Origin of the sequence: Jannaschia seosinensis (assembly GCF_001408515.1) — a bacterium.
Classification (GTDB): Bacteria; Pseudomonadota; Alphaproteobacteria; order Rhodobacterales; family Rhodobacteraceae; genus Jannaschia; species Jannaschia seosinensis.
In genome coordinates this window covers 1-5,895 of the sequence record NZ_CYPR01000204.1, presented here as the reverse complement: position 1 = coordinate 5,895, position 5,895 = coordinate 1, and the positions used below count along the sequence as shown (strand labels likewise).

6 protein-coding genes and 1 pseudogene are annotated in these 5,895 nt (G+C 64.5%); 6 read left to right on the top strand and 1 reads right to left on the bottom strand.

Annotation, left to right across the window (positions count from 1 at the left end):
• The 5 genes from JSE7799_RS15490 to JSE7799_RS15470 all read left to right on the top strand — a co-directional run.
• A partial coding sequence (locus JSE7799_RS15490; RefSeq protein ID WP_144431751.1) for a transposase occupies positions 1–613 on the top strand: 613 nt, incomplete at its 5' end.
• A 460-nt stretch (positions 614–1,073) separates the two neighbouring features.
• Complete coding sequence (gene radA / locus JSE7799_RS15485) at positions 1,074–2,441, top strand: DNA repair protein RadA (RefSeq protein WP_055664418.1); 1,368 nt, start codon at positions 1,074–1,076, stop codon at positions 2,439–2,441.
• 21 nt (positions 2,442–2,462) lie between these two features.
• Positions 2,463–3,074, top strand: a complete 612-nt coding sequence (locus tag JSE7799_RS15480; protein WP_055664417.1) for a CvpA family protein — start codon at positions 2,463–2,465, stop codon at positions 3,072–3,074.
• Between the two features lie 90 nt (positions 3,075–3,164).
• Complete coding sequence (purF, locus tag JSE7799_RS15475; protein WP_055664416.1) at positions 3,165–4,637, top strand: amidophosphoribosyltransferase; 1,473 nt, start codon at positions 3,165–3,167, stop codon at positions 4,635–4,637.
• Positions 4,638–4,683: 46 nt separating this feature from the next.
• Complete coding sequence (locus JSE7799_RS15470; RefSeq protein WP_245624910.1) at positions 4,684–5,154, top strand: DUF1284 domain-containing protein; 471 nt, start codon at positions 4,684–4,686, stop codon at positions 5,152–5,154.
• On the opposite strand, the pseudogene JSE7799_RS15465 reads toward JSE7799_RS15470, so the two are convergent.
• A pseudogene (locus JSE7799_RS15465) lies at positions 5,122–5,562 on the bottom strand (IS5 family transposase); the annotation flags it as partial. The gene JSE7799_RS15470 and the pseudogene JSE7799_RS15465 overlap by 33 nt on opposite strands.
• Before the next feature lie 210 nt (positions 5,563–5,772).
• Between JSE7799_RS15465 and JSE7799_RS20660 the strand changes: the two are divergent.
• Positions 5,773–5,895: helix-turn-helix domain-containing protein (locus JSE7799_RS20660; RefSeq protein WP_144431750.1), on the top strand; the 123-nt coding region annotated here is incomplete at its 3' end.

Below are 5,895 nucleotides of genomic sequence, written 5' to 3'. Positions count from 1 at the left end.
GTGTGACAGGCTCGGGCTGCGCTATGTCTTTGGTTTGTCAAAGAACGGCCGTCTGGCGCGGAACATCTCGGCATTGGAGGCATCGACAGCGGCGCGCTACGCCCGAACGCCGGGCCAGAAGCTGCGCCGGTTCAAAACCTTCTCCTACGCAGCCCGCTCGTGGTCGAAACCCCGCCGCGTCATCGCCCGCGTCGAGGTTGGTCCCATGGGTCGGGACACCCGCTACATCGTCACCAACCTCGAGGGCGGTCGCGGTAAGCACCTTTACGAGAAGATCTACTCCGCCCGCGGCCAGGCCGAGAACCACATCAAGGCGTGGAAGGCCCACCTCGCAGCAGACCGGACGTCGTGCTCGAAGGTGAACGCCAACCAGATGCGCCTGATGCTGCACGGCTGCGCCTACTGGATTTGGTGGAAGCTCCGCGCGGCTTGCCCGAAGCGCTCACCGTGGCGCCGCGCCCAGTTCGACACGCTGCGGCTGCATCTCGTCAAACTGGCCGCCACCATCGTCGAAAAGAAGACCCGGATCATCGTGACCCTGCCGGCTTCGTGTCCCCGAAAGGGACTTCTCCTCCTTCTCTTCGACGCCCTTGCCCCACCGAAAACAGCCTGACGCAAGCGCCCCGACAAACCCAGAAACATCAACCCGTATCGCCCAAGACCCAAGTCACCGGCCGGCATGCCAACCGGACGCAAACACCGGGTGCGCGCAAGAAAACCGAGACCGGGGAAACCATCCCACGGAGCACAAGTCCGCAGCTTCATGAATTATGCGGGCTAGCTGTCTGACAAACAAAGCCGCCCAAGCGCCGGGTTCGCACCCGTGCGAGGCCGGCCTCAAAACCGTGGCGACAGGAAAAACGTCCTTCCAAATTGACTTCTTCAGAATCCGGTTATGCCACTTAAGCTCCAGAGCATTGCCTTGGAGAAGTAGCTCCGGGCTTATCCCGCTCCGGATTTTTGCGGACGCTCCCCTCCTAATGATCACCCACTTTGGCGGCTCGCGCACGTCTCCTCCGTAGCCCGGCACGACAAGCCTTGCGCCTCGCTCCAGATGAGACCAAATAGAGAACATGGCCAAACCCGTCACTCAGTTCGTCTGCTCCGATTGCGGAGCCTCCCACAAGAAGTGGACCGGTCGTTGCGACGGTTGCGGGGCGTGGAACACCCTGCAGGAGGAAATCCCGCTGTCGCAGGGGCCGTCGAAGAAATCACTTGGCACCGCCAAGGGGCGGCGCATGGCGCTGACCGATCTTGCGACCGAGGAAGCGCCGCCGCCGCGCACTCTTTCGGGCATGTCGGAGCTGGACCGCGTTTTGGGCGGAGGCCTTGTTCCCGCCTCGGCGACGCTTGTGGGCGGCGATCCGGGGATCGGCAAATCGACTCTTCTATTGCAGGCGGCCGCCGCCTTCGCGGATGCCGGCAACAAGGTCGTCTACGTCTCGGGGGAGGAGGCGACCGCGCAGGTGCGGATGCGGGCGCAGCGTCTGGGCCTCGGGCATTCCTCGGTCAAACTTGCCGCCGAAACGAACCTGCGCGACGTGCTCACCACTCTCGAGGCGGAGAAACCGGACCTCGCCATCATCGACTCGATTCAGACGATGTGGGCGGACACCGTGGACAGCGCGCCCGGCTCCGTCAGTCAGGTCCGTGCCTCGGCGCATGAATTGACCTCCTTCGCAAAGCGGTTCGGGACGTCGGTGGTTCTTGTCGGCCATGTCACAAAGGAGGGCCAGATCGCCGGTCCCCGCGTGGTCGAGCACATGGTCGACACGGTCCTCTATTTCGAGGGGGAGCGGGGCCATCAGTTCCGCATCCTGCGCGCCGTCAAGAACCGGTTCGGTCCCGCCGACGAGATCGGCGTCTTCGAGATGACGGGCGCGGGTCTGGCCGAGGTGGCAAACCCGTCGGCGCTGTTTCTGGGCGACCGGGATGCGCCCGCGCCAGGCTCCGTCGTCTTCGCCGGGATCGAGGGGACGCGGCCGCTTCTGGTGGAGATCCAGGCACTTGTCGCGCCGTCACAGCTCAGTCAGCCGCGGCGGGCCGTGGTCGGCTGGGACGGCTCGCGCCTGAGCATGATCCTTGCCGTACTGGAGGCGCGGACCGGGATCACGTTCGCCGGACTCGACGTCTATCTCAACGTGGCCGGCGGTATCCGGATCTCCGAGCCGGCGGCCGACCTCGCCGTGGCTTGCGCGCTTCTTTCGGCGCGCGAAGATGCAGGTGTGCCGCCCGAGACGGTGGTCTTCGGCGAGCTGTCGCTGTCGGGTGCGCTGCGCCCGGTCGCGCAGGCCGAAAACAGGTTGAAAGAGGCGGCCAAACTTGGTTTTACCGCCGCGATGGCCCCCAAGGGCTGTAAGACGGGCGATGCGGGGGAAATGTCCCTGCGGCTGCTGCCGGATCTGGCCACGCTCGTGGGCGAGGTCTTTGGCGCCGGTTGAGGTCACGAGACAAGGACGGACATGGACGGCTTCACCTACGTCGACGCAGCGGTCGCGGCGATCATCATCATCTCCGCGATCCTCGCCTATTCGCGCGGCCTGGTGCGCGAAACAATGGCCATTGCCGGCTGGATCGTTGCGGCAATCGTCGCATTCACCTTCGCCGCGACGGCCGAGCCTCTGGTCCGCGAAGTGCCATTCCTCGGCGACATCCTCGGCGATTCCTGCGAATTGGCGATCATCGCGGCCTTTGCGCTAGTCTTCGCTCTGGCGCTGGTCGTGCTCAGCTTCTTCACGCCGCTCCTTTCGGGCGCGGTGCGCGATTCGGTTCTTGGGCCGTTCGATCGGGGGCTCGGCTTCATCTTCGGTGTCCTGCGGGGAATCCTCCTCGTGGCGGTCGCCTTTGTGGTGTACGACCGCGTCACCGTCTCCGACGGCGTCCCTGCCATCGAGGCAAGCCGCTCCGCCGTGATTTTTGGCCGTGCGCAGGCCAATATCGAGCAGCAAATCCCCGAGGACGCGCCTGGATGGATCGTGACACGCTACGAGGGGCTGGTCGGCGAATGCGGCGCTCCGGTCGAGTCGCTCGAGGCCGTGCCCGACGCCGACGCCACTCTTGTGCCGACGCAATGACACTACTGTTCACTTTCGTGACAGAAGGGTGACATGTAACGCGGCGGGGCCTATGTGGGCTCAAACGTCCCCTCACGAGGAAGCGCCTCGATGACTGACTGGCTTTCCAACCCGTTCGATACCGGCCCCGACGACGACAAGCTACGCGAGGAATGCGGCATCTTCGGTGTAGTCGGCGTGTCGTCGGCCGCGAATTTTACCGCTCTCGGGCTGCACGCATTGCAGCACCGCGGGCAGGAAGCTGGCGGCATCGTCGTTCACGACCCCGACCAAGGTTTCAACTCCGTGCGCCGCTTCGGCTATGTCCGCGATAACTTTACCAGCCAAGATGTTATGGATACCCTGCCCGGCCCGATCGGAATCGGTCACGTCCGCTACTCTACGTCCGGGTCGAAGGGGGCGACCGCGATCCGCGACGTGCAGCCGTTTTTCGGTGAATTCGCCATGGGCGGCGCGGCCATCGCCCACAACGGCAACATCACCAACGCTGATGCGCTCCGCCGGGAATTGATCGAGCGGGGCTCCATCTTCCAGTCCTCTTCTGACAGCGAATGCATCATCCACCTGATGGCGCGCTCTCTGCAGCGTAACATCCCCGAGCGGATGAAGGACGCGCTGCGCCGGGTCGAGGGCGCGTTCAGCGTCATCGCGATGACGCGCACGAAGCTTATCGGTGTGCGCGATCCGTTGGGCGTACGACCGCTGGTGATCGGGCAGGTCGGCGATGGCTGGTGCCTCGCATCCGAGACCTGCGCGCTCGACATCATCGGGGCGACCTTCCTGCGCGAAGTCGAACCGGGCGAGATGGTTGTCATCACTGAAGACAAGGTCACTTCGCATCGTCCGTTCGAGCCGGCGCGGCCGCGCTTCTGCATCTTCGAGCACGTTTATTTCAGCCGCCCCGACTCCATCCTCGGGGGGCGGTCGGTCTACGAGACGCGTGAGGCGATCGGGCGAGAACTGGCCAAGGAGTCGCCGGTCGAGGCAGACGTCGTCTGCCCGGTCCCGGATTCTGGCACCCCGGCGGCGATCGGCTACAGTCTGGAGTCCGGCATTCCCTACGCCATGGGGATCATTCGCAACCAATATGTCGGTCGGACCTTCATCGAGCCGAGCGAGAGCATCCGCAACATGGGGGTGCGCCTCAAGCTGAACGTGAACCGCGCGCTGATCCGTGGCAAACGTGTGATCCTCGTCGATGACAGCGTGGTGCGCGGCACGACCAGCCGGAAGATCAAGGAGATGATCCTTGATGCCGGTGCGGCCGAAGTTCATTTCCGCATCGCCAGTCCGCCGACGGCGTGGCCGTGTTTCTATGGTGTGGACACGCCGCAACGCGAAAAGCTGCTGGCGGCGACCATGACCGAGGACGAGATGCGGGACCATCTGCAGGTCGACTCGCTGCGCTTCATTTCGCTCGACGGCCTCTACCGTGCCGTGGGGGAGGCGCGCGGTCGCGACCCGGACGCGCCGCAATATTGCGACGCCTGCTTCTCTGGTGATTACCCAGTCGTGCCCGCCGATCAGCTGGAGCGCGGCTTCGCAATGAAGGCCGCAGAATAGCGCTTTTGCGGCTTTCAGGGCTTGCCCGACGGCATCTATTTACCGAATGTCCGCCCTCATGACCCTTCGCATGCGCCCACATCACGTCCTCTGCTCGATCGGCTTCGAGGGTGAAGGTTATGACGACGCGTTCATCGCCAATATGGGGAACCTCGTGTACGGCACACTACGCGCGCCCGGCGGACGGGAAACCCCGATCGAGATCACGGGCGAGGCCGACGCGATCTGCGCCCCCTGCCCGTCCCGCCGAGGTCTCGGCTGCGAAAAAGACCCTCAGATCCAGGAACTCGACGCCGCCCATGCGGACATCCTCGGCATCGCCGTGGGTGACACGTTGAGTTGGGGCGAATGTCTCGAGCGGGTGCGTGACCGCGTGGTACCGAAGGACCTCGCGAGGATTTGCGCGGGCTGCATGTGGCTGCCGATGGGCATGTGCGAGCGTAAGGTTGCAGCATTTCGCAAGGTCGCCGACGATGCGGCCGCTCTAGGCTGTGTTGACAAAACGCCATGTCCATAAGCGGATGCAGGCGACGTCGACGAAGCCGAGGACGCTGGCGACGGTCTTGTCGTAGCGGGTGGCGACGCGGCGGGCGTTCTTGAGGCGGCCGAAGCAGCGCTCCACGAGGTTGCGCAGCGCGTAGAGCGTGCGGTCGACGCCCGCGCGGGCCTTGCGATGTCGGCGCATGGGGATTACCGGGATCGTATCGCGGGCTTCGGCCCAGTCGCGGATGCGGTCCGCGTCATAGCCCTTGTCGGCAAGCAGCGCCCCCGGCGCGGGAAGGTCGTCGCCCATGACGAGGTCGAAGCCCTTGTGGTCGGAGGTCTGGCCTGGCGTCACGTCGGTGCGCATTGGAAGGCCCCACGCATTGCAGCGGAGGTGGATTTTAGTCGTCTGGCCACCTCTTGAGCGCCCGATACCCTGTCTCTGATACCAACGGCATCATCCGCTGACCTTCGCCCAATCTCGGGAGGTTATCGAGGCGACCCGCTCCGGGATTGCGATGAGCGCGTTCCACGTGAGAACGGCGGTGCAAAAGTCTGCCACGGTAGCGGCGGGATGAGCCTGCTGCGGGCGGCGTAAAAGTCGTCCACCTTTACCCTCTCTGGCGGCAGGGAGGGCGGGAGGATTTTCACCGTGGACTTGTATCGTAAGGTGCGATTGGCCTGTGCGGAGGGCATGAGCCAGCGGGCGGCGGCGCATCACTTCGGGATTTCGCGCGACAGCGTTCAGAAGATGTTGGCGTTCTCGATTCCTCCA

Bases quoted from the DNA above. Each gene is read 5' to 3' on its own strand.
- radA (WP_055664418.1), top strand. From the start codon at position 1,074: ATGGCCAAACCCGTCACTCAGTTCGTCTGCTCCGATTGCGGAGCCTCC.
- JSE7799_RS15480 (WP_055664417.1), top strand. From the start codon at position 2,463: ATGGACGGCTTCACCTACGTCGACGCAGCGGTCGCGGCGATCATCATC.
- purF (WP_055664416.1), top strand. From the start codon at position 3,165: ATGACTGACTGGCTTTCCAACCCGTTCGATACCGGCCCCGACGACGAC.
- JSE7799_RS15470 (WP_245624910.1), top strand. From the start codon at position 4,684: ATGTCCGCCCTCATGACCCTTCGCATGCGCCCACATCACGTCCTCTGC.